Origin of the sequence: Nocardioides furvisabuli, assembly GCF_021083185.1 — a bacterium.
Lineage (GTDB): Bacteria > Actinomycetota > Actinomycetes > Propionibacteriales > Nocardioidaceae > Nocardioides > Nocardioides furvisabuli.
In genome coordinates this window covers 61,669-73,841 of the sequence record NZ_JAIGQB010000009.1, presented here as the reverse complement: position 1 = coordinate 73,841, position 12,173 = coordinate 61,669, and the positions used below count along the sequence as shown (strand labels likewise).

The 12,173-nt window shown below is 70.9% G+C and carries 12 protein-coding genes; 8 read left to right on the top strand and 4 right to left on the bottom strand.

Annotation, left to right across the window (positions count from 1 at the left end; translation table 11 throughout):
* Window positions 1-40: 40 nt before the first annotated feature.
* Complete coding sequence (locus tag K4G59_RS16300) at window positions 41-961, bottom strand: EamA family transporter (RefSeq protein ID WP_231252121.1); 921 nt, start codon at window positions 959-961, stop codon at window positions 41-43.
* A gap of 87 nt (window positions 962-1,048) precedes the next feature.
* Between K4G59_RS16300 and lepA the strand changes: the two genes are divergently transcribed.
* The 3 genes from lepA to K4G59_RS16285 are packed head-to-tail and all read left to right on the top strand — an operon-like array spanning window position 1,049 to window position 4,246.
* Window positions 1,049-2,923 (top strand): translation elongation factor 4, encoded by a 1,875-nt coding sequence (gene lepA / locus K4G59_RS16295; RefSeq protein ID WP_231252120.1) that lies wholly within the window; start codon window positions 1,049-1,051, stop codon window positions 2,921-2,923.
* 5 nt (window positions 2,924-2,928) lie between these two features.
* Window positions 2,929-3,360 (top strand): HutD family protein, encoded by a 432-nt coding sequence (locus K4G59_RS16290; RefSeq protein WP_231252119.1) that lies wholly within the window; start codon window positions 2,929-2,931, stop codon window positions 3,358-3,360.
* A gap of 37 nt (window positions 3,361-3,397) precedes the next feature.
* Complete coding sequence (locus K4G59_RS16285; protein WP_231252118.1) at window positions 3,398-4,246, top strand: alpha/beta hydrolase fold domain-containing protein; 849 nt, start codon at window positions 3,398-3,400, stop codon at window positions 4,244-4,246.
* Here the strand turns inward: K4G59_RS16285 and K4G59_RS16280 are convergent.
* Window positions 4,243-4,797, bottom strand: coding sequence for a TIGR03086 family metal-binding protein (locus K4G59_RS16280; protein WP_231252117.1), 555 nt, complete (start codon window positions 4,795-4,797; stop codon window positions 4,243-4,245). The two genes, K4G59_RS16285 and K4G59_RS16280, sit on opposite strands and share 4 nt — an antisense overlap.
* Before the next feature lie 87 nt (window positions 4,798-4,884).
* On the opposite strand from K4G59_RS16280, the gene K4G59_RS20580 reads away from it, so the two are divergent.
* Window positions 4,885-5,700: a helix-turn-helix domain-containing protein gene (locus K4G59_RS20580; protein ID WP_231252116.1), complete on the top strand. Its 816-nt coding sequence runs from the start codon at window positions 4,885-4,887 to the stop codon at window positions 5,698-5,700.
* Here the strand turns inward: K4G59_RS20580 and K4G59_RS16270 are convergent.
* Together K4G59_RS16270 and K4G59_RS16265 are read right to left on the bottom strand one after the other, a co-directional pair.
* Window positions 5,681-6,784 (bottom strand): DNA glycosylase AlkZ-like family protein, encoded by a 1,104-nt coding sequence (locus K4G59_RS16270; protein ID WP_231252115.1) that lies wholly within the window; start codon window positions 6,782-6,784, stop codon window positions 5,681-5,683. The two genes, K4G59_RS20580 and K4G59_RS16270, sit on opposite strands and share 20 nt — an antisense overlap.
* A gap of 2 nt (window positions 6,785-6,786) precedes the next feature.
* Window positions 6,787-7,239, bottom strand: coding sequence for an XdhC family protein (locus tag K4G59_RS16265; RefSeq protein WP_231252114.1), 453 nt, complete (start codon window positions 7,237-7,239; stop codon window positions 6,787-6,789).
* A 109-nt stretch (window positions 7,240-7,348) separates the two neighbouring features.
* On the opposite strand from K4G59_RS16265, the gene K4G59_RS16260 reads away from it, so the two are divergent.
* The 4 genes from K4G59_RS16260 to K4G59_RS16245 all read left to right on the top strand — a co-directional run bounded on the left by K4G59_RS16260 (window position 7,349) and on the right by K4G59_RS16245 (window position 12,164).
* Window positions 7,349-7,783 (top strand): universal stress protein, encoded by a 435-nt coding sequence (locus K4G59_RS16260; RefSeq protein WP_231252113.1) that lies wholly within the window; start codon window positions 7,349-7,351, stop codon window positions 7,781-7,783.
* Entirely contained in the window at window positions 7,783-9,210 is a 1,428-nt protein-coding gene (locus tag K4G59_RS16255; RefSeq protein ID WP_231252209.1) for an alanine/glycine:cation symporter family protein, read from the top strand. Before K4G59_RS16260 ends, K4G59_RS16255 begins: the two co-directional genes overlap by 1 nt.
* Window positions 9,211-9,235: 25 nt before the next feature.
* Window positions 9,236-10,168, top strand: coding sequence for an aminoglycoside phosphotransferase family protein (locus K4G59_RS16250; RefSeq protein WP_231252112.1), 933 nt, complete (start codon window positions 9,236-9,238; stop codon window positions 10,166-10,168).
* Window positions 10,169-10,343: 175 nt separating this feature from the next.
* On the top strand, window positions 10,344-12,164 hold the full coding sequence (locus K4G59_RS16245) for an AMP-dependent synthetase/ligase (protein ID WP_231252111.1): 1,821 nt from the start codon (window positions 10,344-10,346) through the stop codon (window positions 12,162-12,164).
* Window positions 12,165-12,173: the final 9 nt, after the last annotated feature.

Genomic DNA, 12,173 nt, shown 5'->3' with positions numbered 1-12,173 from the left:
CCGGTGGACTACACCGGCCCGACGACCACTTCCCGGTGGACTACGCCGGCGGGGAGGGCGAGGGCGCGAGGTCCGGCGTACGGCGGGTGCGGGTCGCGACGGCCACGCCGACGACCGCGACGACCAGGCCGACGAGCTGGAGGGCCGAGAGGGTCTCGTCGAGGACCAGCCAGGCGAGCACGGCGGTGACCGGCGGGCTGAGGAAGAACAGGCTCGCCGCCGCCCCCGAGCCCCCGCGCAGCACCAGCAGCGACAACAGCACCAGGCCGACGATCGAGTTGACGACGGCCAGGAAGACCACCGCCACCAAGGCCTGGCGGGCGTCGGTGACCGGCCACGCCCCCTCGGTCGTCCATCCCAGCACCAGCATCGGAGGAGCGGACACCGCGAACTGGACGGTGGCCGACCACAGCAGGTCGGGCTGGGCCCCGATCCACCGCTGGCCGAGGGTGCCGAGGCTGAGGGTGAGCATGCTCAGGCAGCCGATCAGCACCGCGGCCACGCCGCCCGCGTGGCTGAGGTCACCGCCGAGCACCAGCAGCACGCCGAGCACCCCGACGACGAAGCCGACGACCTGCAGCGGCGACACGCGCTCCCCGAGCAGCCCGGCGGCGAGCAGCGCGGTGAGGACCGGGCTGAGGGCGTGGAAGAGCGAGGCGAGAGTGGCGCCGAGGCCGAGGTCGAAGGCGACGTACATCAGGCCGAACTGCACGGCGTTCATCACCAGCCCGACCGCCGCGACGCGGGCGAGGGTGGCGCGGTCCATCCGGGTCGGCCGGCGCAGCGCCAGGGACAGGGCTGCGGCCAGGACCGCCGCGAGCACGAAGCGCCAGCCCAGCACCGTGAAGGGCGCGGCGGCGTCGACCGCCGCCGGCCCGGAGACGTAGCCCGAGGACCACACGAGCACGAACGCGGCGGCGGGCACCAGTGGCAGGTGCGCCGATCCGGTCCGAGAGGTCACCCGCGCACGCTAACGCGCCGGTTCGGTGAGGCTCGCAGCGCGTGGAAGAATGACCCGACCCCGCCGTCGTACCCCTGAAAGCAGTCCGTGAGCCTCAAGAACGCGCCCAAGCCTGGCTCGACCGACCCGTCGATCATCCGCAACTTCTGCATCATCGCGCACATCGACCACGGCAAGTCCACGCTGGCCGACCGCATGCTGCAGCTCACCGGCGTGGTAAACGAGCGGGCGGCGCGGGCGCAGTACCTCGACCGCATGGACATCGAGCGCGAGCGCGGCATCACGATCAAGTCGCAGGCCGTGCGCATGCCGTGGACCGTGCCGGGCGACAACGAGGAGGGCGCTGAGCCCGGCACCTACGTCCTCAACATGATCGACACCCCCGGCCACGTCGACTTCACCTATGAGGTGTCCCGCTCGCTCGAGGCGTGCGAGGCCGCAGTCCTGCTCGTCGACGCCGCGCAGGGCATCGAGGCCCAGACGCTGGCCAACCTCTACCTCGCCATGGGCGCCGACCTCCACATCATCCCGGTGCTCAACAAGATCGACCTGCCCGGCGCGATGGTCGACAAGTACGCCGCCGAGCTGGCCGGCCTCGTCGGCTGCGAGCCCGAGGACGTGCTGCGCGTCAGTGCCAAGACCGGCGTCGGCGTCGCGGGTCTGCTCAACGAGATCGTCAAGCAGACCCCGCACCCGGTCGGCGACGCCGACGCGCCGCCGCGGGCGCTGATCTTCGACTCCGTCTACGACACCTACCGCGGCGTGGTCACCTACGTCCGCGTGGTCGACGGCAAGCTCACCCACCGCGACCGCATCAAGATGATGTCGACCGGCGCCGTGCACGAGATGCTCGAGGTCGGCGTGATCAGCCCCGAGCCCGTCAAGGCCGCCGACCTCGGCGTCGGCGAGGTGGGCTACCTCATCACCGGGGTGAAGGACGTACGCCAGTCGCGCGTCGGCGACACCGTCACCAGCCAGCACCACGGGGCCACCGAGGCGCTGGGGGGCTACAAGCACCCCAACCCGATGGTCTACTCCGGCCTCTACCCGATCGACGGCGACGACTACCCGACGCTGCGCGACGCGCTGGAGCGGCTGCAGCTCAACGACGCGGCGCTGACCTTCGAGCCCGAGACCTCCGGCGCCCTGGGCTTCGGCTTCCGCATCGGCTTCCTCGGCCTGCTCCACATGGAGATCACCCGCGACCGGCTCGAGCGCGAGTTCGACCTCGACCTCATCTCCACCGCGCCCAACGTGGTCTACGAGGTGGTGATGGAGGACGGCACCGACGTCACGGTGACCAACCCGAGCGAGTACCCGGAGGGCAAGATCGCCGAGGTCCGCGAGCCCGTGGTGAAGGCGACCATCCTCAGCCCGAGCGACTTCATCGGCACGATCATGGAGCTGTGCCAGACCAAGCGCGGCAACCTGCAGGGGATGGACTACCTCTCCGAGGACCGCGTCGAGATGCGCTACACGCTCCCGATGGGCGAGATCGTCTTCGACTTCTTCGACCAGCTGAAGTCGCGGACCAAGGGCTATGCCTCCCTCGACTACGAGCGCTCCGGCGAGCAGGCCGCTGACCTGGTCAAGGTCGACATCCTGCTCCAGGGCGAGCCGGTCGACGCGTTCTCGGCGATCGTGCACAAGGACGCGGCCTACAGCTACGGCGTGATGATGGCCGGCAAGCTCAAGGACCTCATCCCGCGCCAGCAGTTCGAGGTGCCGATCCAGGCCGCCATCGGTGCGCGCGTGATCGCCCGCGAGAACATCCGCGCGATCCGCAAGGACGTCCTCGCCAAGTGCTACGGCGGCGACATCAGCCGCAAGCGCAAGCTGCTCGAGAAGCAGAAGGCCGGCAAGAAGCGGATGAAGAACATCGGCACCGTCGAGGTCCCGCCGGAGGCCTTCATCGCCGCGCTGTCCACCACGCAGCCGACGGAGAAGACCGGCAAGAAGTAGTGGCCGTGCGCGAGCTGGCCGGGGCCGACGACGGGTCGTGGGTGGTCTGCCTCGTCGACGTCGGCGCCGACGGGCCGCTGCCGTCGCGCCCGGGCGTACGCCGCCTGCTGACGGTGGTGGACGGCCCGGTCCTCGGCATCGACGTCGAGGGGGCGACGCACGTGCTCGAGCAGCACCGGCCGTTCGCGGTGCCTGCTGACGCCGTGGTCGTGGCGTCGGTCCCCGAGGGACCGGCGCGCGTGCTCGACGTGGTCGTCGACGACCCGGTGGAGCCGTTCGTCACCGTGCTCGAGCTGGGCCGGTCCTCGGTCCTGCCGCTGGCGGGCGACCAGGTGGCCCACGTCCTCACGCGGACGGAGTCCCCGGACGTCGTCGTCGGACCGGGCGAGGTCCGGGGCCGCTGCACGGTCGCGGTCGTCACGCTCCAGCGCCCCTGACCCATCCGGCAGGGGCCGCGGCTCCGAAGGTGCCGTGATGAGACTCGGTGACCGGCTCAGGGTCGAGATGATGCGCGCCACGGCGCGGTGGACGGTGTCGTACGGCGACGACCTGAGGTTCGCCGGCCGCGACCTGCCCGCACCGCAGCGGGTGCGGATCCAGACCCGGCACGGCAAGGTGCCGGTGCACCTCTACCGCCCGGCACCCGGTCCGCTCCCGGTCCACGTGCACCTGCACGGCGGGGCCTTCCTCATGCGCCATCCCGCGATGGACGACTGGTGGTGCCGCTACGTCGCCGCAGTCGCGGGGGTGGTGGTGGCCAACGTCGACTTCGAGGTCGCGCCGCGGGTCGCCTACCCCGTGGCCCAGCACCGGGCCCACGACGTCGCCGCAGCGCTCGCCGCCGACGGCACACCGGTGTCCGTCGGCGGCTTCAGCTCCGGTGGCGGCCTCGCCGCCTCGGTGGCCCTGCAGGCACGCGACGCGGGCTCGTTCGACCCGACGCTCCAGGTGCTCGGCATCCCCGCCCTCGACCTGTCCGCGGAGCCGCGCGACGGTGACCCCGGGATGATCTCGCCGGAGCTGCGGCGACTGGTGCGGCGCGTCTACCTCCCCGACCCCGCGACGCGGCGCGAGCCGTACGCCTCGCCCCTGCTGGCCCGGGACCTGACCGGGCTGCCCCCGGCCGTGGTGCTCACCGCCGAGCACGACGTCCTCCGTGCGGAGGGCGACGCCTACGCCCATCGGTTGCGTGCCTCGGGGGTGCGCGTGGTGCACGACATCACGCCGGGCGTCGACCACTACTTCCTGACCGAGGACCCGGTCCGCGCACGCACCACGATGGCGATGGTCGCGACCGAGATCCGCGGCGCGCTCCTGGGCTAGGGGCGCCAGGCCGGGTCCCGGCCCAGCCGGGCCAGCAGGCGGTCGGACGCCGAGGCGTCGTCGGCCACCTCGACGGCCTCGGCGCACACCCCCTCGGAGTAGAGGGCATCACCCCAGCCGTCGGCCGTGGCATGGAGGCGTGCCGCCTCCTCGTCGCTGACCGACCACTCCCGACCCGTGGCGCGGGCGATGTCGGAGCCGTGGACGACCAGGTCCCAGCCGTAGAAGTCAGCCATGGTCGCAGCGATCGTGGTGCGGCCGAAGTAGCCGTCGTACTCGAGCTCGGCGACACCGTCGCGGCCGAGGACTTCTGCGACGGCGGCGGCATGCCCGCGCCACGCAGCGGCCGGGTCGTCCCGGTCGGGGGAGGGGTCGGGGCCGAGGTCGTGCCGCTCGAGGAACTCACGCTCGGTGTCGATGACGTGGTCGACGACGTCGCGCACGGTCCACCCCGCGCACGGGGTGGGTGCGTCCCACGCGGGCCGGGCCCGGTCGATGATCGTGGCGAAGGCGTCGGCCCGCTGGACGAAGTGGTGTGCGGTGTCGGTCATGGGGCCACGTTCGCAGCAACGGCGTCGGTGCCTCTTGTGATAATCCGACACATGCCGAACACGCGTGGGGCCCGGAGGGTCGATCCCGTGGACCGGGCCCATCTCACGGGTGTGAGCCGCCCCTCGCCGCCCATCCACCGCTACGCCCCGAGCAGCCATCTCACGGACCTGGTGGACCGTTTCTGGATCCCGGTCTGGTCGCTGGCCGAGCCGTCCACCCAGAGCACCCTCCAGCACCCCGTGTGCCTCGTGGTCGTCAGCAACACCTATGCCCGTTTCTACGGCGTCGCGCGGGGACGCTCGAGCGTGACGCTCGAGGGTGACGGCTGGGCGGTCGGCACCATGCTCACCCCTGGCGCGGGGCGTCTCCTGCTGGGGCGGTCGGTCGCCACCGTGACCGACCGCTGGGTCGACCTCGACACAGTGCTCGCGCCCGACCACGCCGACCTCGTCGGCCGGGTGAGGACGGCGATGGCGTCGGACCCGGACGATCCCGACGCACACGCCGCCGCGATCGAGGTCACCGAGCAGTGGTTGGCGACGCACCTGCCGGTCGACGAGCAGGGCATGCGGGTCAACGAGCTCGTCACCTGGTTGCGCGACCACCCGGACGCGACGCGGGTGTCCGACGTGGCACGCGAGGTCGGGCTGACCGAGCGGAGCCTCCAGCGCCTGGTCGAGCAGCGACTCGGCCTGAGCCCGAAGTGGCTGGTCCAGCGCCGTCGGCTGCACGACGCGGTCGAGGCGCTGAAGGCGCGGACGACCGGCCTGGCCGACATGGCCGCCACGCTCGGCTACACCGACCAGGCGCACTTCACGCACGACTTCCGCACGGTGACCGGGATGACGCCCGGGGAGTTCCTGCGCGACCAGCCAGGTGCCGTCACACCGTCTCGCGGGTGAGCGAGAGGTCCGTGATGGTGATGCCGAGTGCCGCCTCGAGCGCGGCCACCGGCTCGTCGAGCTCCGCCGTCCGGGGCCGCCGGGTCCCGGCGAACCACACCACCTCCAAGGGACGATGCCTCGCCGATCCGGACGCTCGCCACCAGCCGGTGATCCGGCCGTCCACGAGCAGGGGTGGCAGCACGAGGCCGTTGGACGCGCTCCAGAGGCGCCTGAGGTGCGCGGGCTCGGCGAACCGCTCTCGTCCCGCCGGCTCGTAGGCGCACATCAGCGCGTCGAACTCCGGCAGCAGGCGTACGCCGTCCAGTGCGCGCGGCGTGGGCGGGTCCGGCACGTCGAGGTAGGTGCGTCCGTCCGGACCCTCGACCCGGCCCAGCCCCACCCGGGCGTCGAGGTCGGCGACGAGCTCGTCGACCACCCGCAGCCCCATCCCCGACCACCACGCGAGGTCGTGGCGCGAAGCGGGTCCGTGGCTGCGCAGGTGGAGCTCGACCACGTCGCCGACCGACGCGTCCGTGCTGCCCGAGAGGGTGCGGTACTCCGGCGCGCCCTGGCCCGCCCAGTCGCCGTTCAGCGGACGGCGTACGAGGCCGCCGTGGCCGAAGGCGAGGTAGCGACCACCCGGCCCGCCGGTGACGACGTCACGGCCCTCGTGCTCGACCAGCCACCGGTGCAGGTGGTCGCGCAGGTCGTCGGGGCTTCGCCACGTCGACGCGAAGTCCTCGGTGGCCTGCCACAGACCCTCGACCGTCCCGTGCTCGAGCCGCAGCATCCGCTGCCACGAGGTGCGCTGTCCGACCCGGGTGGCCGCTCCGAGGACCGCGTACGCCTGCGGGGTGGTCGTGTGCACGGTGCCGCGGATGGTGCTCCCACGCACCACGGCACCGGACTCGTAGGCCTCGGTGACCTCGGCGCGGCTGGTGCCCGGGAACCGGGCGGCGAGCGCGAGATAGGGGGAGCGGGCGGTCTGCGACTGGACGGGCCCGATCCGGGCCAGCTGCTCCGCGACGCCGGTGGTCGGGCCGGGGCCGGGGAACTGGCGCGCGAGGGTCGCGGAGGCCAGCTCCTCCCACGTGTCGGCCACGCTCAGTCGCGCATCGGTCCGCCGGGACGGCCGTAGGACTCGGCCACGATCTCCGCCACCACGGACAGGGCGATCTCACCCGGGCCCTTGCCGCCGAGGTCGTGCCCCGCCGGGACGTGCAGGGCAGCCACGTCGACGCCCTCCTCCACGAGCTCGTCGAGGAGGGACACGGCGCGCTGCCGGCTCGCCATCATCGCGACGTACGCCGCCGGTGAGGCCAGTGCGGCTCGCAGCACGCTCGGTGCGTCGGGGGCGTCGTGGTCGCAGAGGACCACGGCGTCACCGGCCTGCGGGTGCAGTCCGGGTCCGCCGTCGTCGGCAGGCTCGACGTGCACCTCGCGCCCCACGGCGGTCGCGATCGAGGTGATGGCGCGGGAGATGGGGTTGTCGCTCAGGACCAGGACCCGACCGTGCGCGGCGGCCTCGTCGGACCAGGGCTGCTGGCGCTCGCTCATGGGGACAAGCCTCGCACACGCCATGTGCGCCAGGTCACACATGGCGATACGGTGCACGGGTCACGTGCACAGCGTCCCCGACCCGCGAGCGGTGGAAGAGAGCGACGAAATGGCCACAACAGTGATCGTCGGCATCGACGGCAGTGATCCGAGCAAGAGGGCGGTCGACTACGCCGTCAGCCTGGCCCAGGTGCAGAAGGTGGACCTGGTGGTGGTCCACGTCATCCCGTGGTCGCCCTACTCCTTCAACACCCCCTCCGAGAACGAGTCGCGAGGGGAGCAGAAGAAGGCGGAGATCAAGGCGGCCACCTCGCAGATCATCGAGCCTGCGGTCGCCGCCGCCTCGTCCTCCCCCTGCAAGGTGACCCCCCTCGTCCGGCACGGTGACCCGGTCGACACGCTGGTGGAGCTGGCCCGGGACTTCGACGCCACGGCGATCATCGTCGGCCGGACCGGCGACAGTCGCGTGAAGCGCGCCCTGTTCGGCTCGATCCCCGGCCACCTCGTGCACGAGAGCACCATCCCCGTGACGGTGGTGCCGTGATGGAGGACGAGCCCTTCTTCGACCGGATCCTCAACAAGATCACCGAGATCGTCTTCTACCCGATCAACATCGGCGGCGTCGACATCCTGCCGATCGTCGTGTGGCTGATCGTGGCCGCGGTGTTCTTCACCTTCTACCTCGGCTTCCTCAACATCCGAGGTTTCGCGCATGCGATCAACCTGGTGCGCGGGCGCTACTCCAAGCCGGAGGACGCGGGGGAGGTGTCACACTTCCAGGCCCTCGCGACCGCGGTGTCGGGAACCGTCGGGCTCGGCAACATCGCCGGTGTCGCGGTGGCGATCACGCTGGGCGGTCCCGGCGCGACCTTCTGGATGATCCTGGCGGGCTTCCTCGGCATGAGCACCAAGCTGGCCGAGTGCACGCTCGGTGTGAAGTACCGCAAGGAGCACGCCGACGGCACGGTCTCGGGCGGTCCGATGTACTACCTGCGAGATGGTCTGGCCGGTCTCGGTCTGGCCGGTCTCGGCAAGGTCCTCGCGGCCGCGTTCGCGGTGTTCTGCATCTTCGGCTCCCTGGGCGGCGGCAACATGTTCCAGGCCAACCAGGCGACCGCGCAGATCCTGTCGGTGACCGACAACGAGGGCAACACCACCCTGACCTGGGTCATCGGCATCGCGTTCGCGCTGGCCGTCGGTCTCGTCATCATCGGCGGCATCAAGTCCATCGCCCGGGTGACCGAGAAGGTCGTGCCGTTCATGGCCGCCCTCTACCTGCTGGCGTGCCTCGTGGTGATCCTGGGCAACCTCGAGAAGGTGCCCGGCGCGTTCGGGGACATCGTCTCGGGGGCCTTCAGCCCCGAGGGCATCACCGGCGGCGTCGTCGGCGTGCTCATCGGCGGGTTCCAGCGTGCCGCCTTCTCGAACGAGGCCGGCATCGGGTCCGCCTCGATCGCCCACTCGGCCGTCAAGACCAACGAGCCCTCGACCGAGGGCCACGTGGCGCTGCTCGAGCCGTTCATCGACACCATCGTGATCTGCACGATGACGGCGCTCACGATCGTCATCAGCGGCGTGTGGGAGGACGGGGAGGGCGTCGAGGGCGTCGCGCTGACCTCGTCGGCCTTCGAGACGGTCGTGCCGTGGTTCCCCAACGTCCTGGCGATCGCGGTCATCCTGTTCGCGTTCTCCACGATGATCTCGTGGTCCTACTACGGCATGAAGGCGACCGGCTACCTCTTCGGTGACAACCAGGTCGCGGAGAACGTCTACAAGGTTGTCTTCTGCATCTTCACCGTGCTGGGCGCGGTGACGGCTCTCGACTCCGTGCTGGGCTTCTCCGACGCCGCCATCTTCTTGATGTCGGTGCCCAACGTCATCGGCCTCTACATCCTGGCCCGGGTCCTGAGGAAGGAGCTCGCCCAGTACCGCGCCAAGATCGCCAGCGGCGAGATCCAGCGGGTGAAGTAGCGGGGCACCTGCCTAGGCTCACCGCATGCCTCTCCCCGTTCCCGCAGGACTGCTGTCCCAGCGGGAGCGGGGGGAGGACTGGGCGCGCTGGCTGGACCGGCTGCCGCGCCTGGCCGAGGAGCTCGTGGCGCAGTGGCGGCTCACGCCGAGCGCCGCGCCGCTGCACGGCTACTGCTCCCTGGTGCTGCCGGTCACCGACACCGACGGCATCGCAGGAGCACTCAAGATCACCTTCGACGGCGACGACGAGTCGTGCCATGAGGCACTGGCGCTGCAGCACTGGGGCGGACGGGGCGCCGTACGCCTCCTGCGCGCCGACCCGCGGCGGCGCGCCCTGCTCCTCGCGTGGCTGCCCGGCCCCGACCTGGCCGACACGTGGGACGTCGAGGCGTGCGAGGTGGTCGGCGACCTCTACGGCCTCCTCCACATCCCGGCCCTGCCGCAGCTGGCGCGCGTGGAGTCGTACGTCGAGCGGTGGTTGCGCGACCTCGACGGGCTCGGGCGCGACGCGCCGGTCCCGCGGCGCTACGTCGAGCAGGCCCTGGCCCTCGGACCGGCGCTGCTGGCGGACGCTCCGGCCCCGGTCGTCGTGCACGGCGACCTCCACTACGCCAACGTCATGGCAGACGCGGCGGGCGAGTGGGTGGCCATCGACCCCAAGCCGATGGCGGGCGACCCGCACTACGAGCCGGCGCCCATGCTCTGGAACCGGATGGAGGAGCTGAGCGGGCCGGGCGCCGTCGGCTCGGTGCGCGACGGCCTGCGGCGTCGCTTCCACGCAGTGGTCGACGCTGGCGGCCTCGACGAGGACCGGGCCCGGGACTGGGTGGTGGTGCGGATGGTGCTCAACGCGGGGTGGACGGTGCAGGACGCCCGACGGGCCGACCGCCGGCTCACCGGCGACGAGCAGGAGTGGATCACGCGGTGCGTCGCGGTCACCAAGGCCGTCCAGGACTGACCCCCGGGACCTGACGGAGAGGTCGGAGGTCGCAATCGGTGGCCAAGGTCCGGACAATTGCGGGTGTTTGCTACCGCTCGGTAAACACAGTGATCTAGGTTACAGCCAAGTCAGCCCAGCACGCCCCGCTGCGTGACGCTGCCGCGTCACGCACAGACGAATGAGTAGGTAACAGATGCCGACCACGATCGACACGACCTTCCTCGACACGATGCCGCCCAACGTGGCCGTCCAGTTCTTCGACCGCGTCACCGCGACCCCCGACGCGGAGGCCTTCCGGTTCCCGCGCGGCGAGGCGTGGGAGTCGGTCACCTGGAAGCAGGCAGGAGACAAGGTCGAGGCTCTCGCCGCGGGCCTGATCGCGCTGGGTGTCCAGCCCGAGCAGCGTGTCGGCATCGCCTCCGGCACCCGCTACGAGTGGATCCTCGCCGACCTGGCCATCATGTGTGCCGCCGGTGCCACCACGACGGTCTACCCGACCACCAACGCCGAGGACACCGTCTACATCCTCGGCGACTCCGAGAGCCGCGTCGTGTTCGCCGAGGACGACGAGCAGCTCGCCAAGCTCGTCGCGCACCGCGCCGAGCTGCCCCACGTCAGCAAGGTCGTCACCTTCGAGGGCAAGGCCGACGGGGACTGGGTGATCTCGCTCGACGACCTGGCCGCGATGGGCGCGCAGAAGCTCGCCGAGCAGCCCGACATCGTGCGTACGACGTCGGCCTCGATCGCTCCCGACCAGCTCGCGACCCTCATCTACACCTCCGGCACGACCGGTCGCCCCAAGGGCGTGCGCCTGCGCCACTCGTCGTGGGTCTACGAGGGAGAGGCCATCCGCGCGCAGGGGATCCTGTCCGAGACCGACCTGGAGTTCCGCTGGCTGCCGATGGCCCACTCGTTCGGCAAGGTGCTCATGTCGACGCAGATGGCGTGCGGCTTCGCCGCCGCGATCGACGGCCGGGTCGACAAGATCGTCGACAACCTGGGCGTCGTGAAGCCCACGTTCATGGGTGCTGCGCCTCGCATCTTCGAGAAGGCCCACGGCCGCATCGTCACCATGCAGGCCGCCGAGGGCGGTGCGAAGGAGAAGCTCTTCAAGGCCGCCTTCGCCACCGGCCTCGAGGTCGAGCGCCTCAAGCGCGAGGGCAAGGCCGTGCCGATCGGGCTCAAGGTCAAGCACGGCCTGTTCGACAAGCTCGTCTTCAGCAAGGTCCGCGACCGGTTCGGCGGACGCGTCCGCTTCTTCATCTCCGGTGCCGCTGCGCTCAACCGCGACATCGCCGAGTGGTTCGGGGCGGCCGGCATCACCATCCTCGAGGGCTACGGCCTGACCGAGACCTCGGCCGGATCGTTCGTGAACCACCCCGACCGCAACAAGTTCGGCACGGTCGGGCCGGTCTTCCCGGGCAGCGAGGTGAAGCTCGGCGACAACGACGAGGTCATGATCAAGGGCCCCGGCGTCATGGACGGCTACCACAACCTCCCCGAGGAGACGTCGCGGACGCTCACCAGCGACGGCTGGCTGCACACCGGTGACAAGGGTGCGCTGGACGAGGACGGCCACCTGGTCATCACCGGCCGGATCAAGGAGCTCTTCAAGACCTCCGGCGGCAAGTACATCGCCCCCCCGGCGATCGAGTCGAAGTTCAAGGCCGTGTGCCCCTACGCCAGCCAGTTCATGGTGTTCGGCGAGGACCGCAACTACTGCGTCGCCCTCGTGACCCTCGACCCCGACGCGATGACGGGCTGGGCCGAGGCCAACGGCATGAGCGGTGCGTCCTACACGGAGATCGTCCAGTCCGAGGCCGTCCACGCGATGGTCGCCGGCTACGTCGACGAGCTCAACAGCCACCTCAACCGGTGGGAGACCATCAAGAAGTGGAAGCTCCTCGACCACGACCTCTCGGTCGAGTCGGGCGAGCTGACCCCCTCGATGAAGGTCAAGCGCAACGTCGTCCAGGTCAACCACCAGGCACTCATCGACGAGATGTACGCCTGACACGTCGTC

What these genes read in the sequence shown, in the direction of transcription:
- K4G59_RS16255 (WP_231252209.1), top strand. Translation starts at nt 7,783, where the DNA reads ATGGAGGACGAGCCCTTCTTCGACCGGATCCTCAACAAGATCACCGAG.
- K4G59_RS16265 (WP_231252114.1), bottom strand. Translation starts at nt 7,239, where the DNA reads ATGAGCGAGCGCCAGCAGCCCTGGTCCGACGAGGCCGCCGCGCACGGT.
- K4G59_RS16250 (WP_231252112.1), top strand. Translation starts at nt 9,236, where the DNA reads ATGCCTCTCCCCGTTCCCGCAGGACTGCTGTCCCAGCGGGAGCGGGGG.
- K4G59_RS16245 (WP_231252111.1), top strand. Translation starts at nt 10,344, where the DNA reads ATGCCGACCACGATCGACACGACCTTCCTCGACACGATGCCGCCCAAC.
- K4G59_RS16260 (WP_231252113.1), top strand. Translation starts at nt 7,349, where the DNA reads ATGGCCACAACAGTGATCGTCGGCATCGACGGCAGTGATCCGAGCAAG.
- K4G59_RS16280 (WP_231252117.1), bottom strand. Translation starts at nt 4,797, where the DNA reads ATGACCGACACCGCACACCACTTCGTCCAGCGGGCCGACGCCTTCGCC.
- K4G59_RS16285 (WP_231252118.1), top strand. Translation starts at nt 3,398, where the DNA reads ATGAGACTCGGTGACCGGCTCAGGGTCGAGATGATGCGCGCCACGGCG.